Source organism: Vreelandella rituensis (assembly GCF_003336665.1).
GTDB lineage: Bacteria > Pseudomonadota > Gammaproteobacteria > Pseudomonadales > Halomonadaceae > Vreelandella > Vreelandella rituensis.
Window position 1 is genome coordinate 1 of sequence record NZ_QPIJ01000178.1, and the last position, 520, is coordinate 520.

The 520-nt window shown below is 50.8% G+C and carries 1 pseudogene; it reads left to right on the top strand.

The annotated features are described in order from the left end of the window. Nucleotides 1-339: 339 nt before the first annotated feature. Nucleotides 340-520 (top strand): annotated as a pseudogene (locus DU506_RS21390) (hypothetical protein); the annotation flags it as partial.

A 520-nucleotide genomic window follows, 5' to 3' on the forward strand; every position in this document is an offset into this window, starting at 1 on the left:
TCATCCGTGAGCATTTGTCGGGGCATGGCAGGCTCGCCGTTTGTTGGTGTCGGAACCTCTATTCTGTGAGCTTGCCCCTATCCTGCCAAATCTTCCTGCCACCAAACATCAACAGACCCTAAAAATAATCGCTTTCTAAGGTCTTGGCCTCATACCTGACATCAAGTACTTGGCAATAGTCTGAATAATAGATTCAGGCACGTATCTGTCAACTGCAATAGCTCTACGATTATATCCTACTAGGTAGGCATGACCCTCTTAAAGTATACCTCCAATGCCCTTTTGACGGTTCGCGTGGTTACGACCAGAATCCTGCAATATCCTCGCGAGTTCAACCCCATGAAACCTGTCAAGGAAGCCCTCATCGCCGAGGTATCCAATGGCTATCGCTCGCTGGTAGTGGTGGTGTTGTCGCCACTGGCATTCGCGCTGGTTTTCGCTTGTTGGACGATTTTCGCCGTGCTGGGCATAGAGCTGCAAGAGGCACTGGGCTTTGGGGACGTGGCTTTTGCCGTCCTTC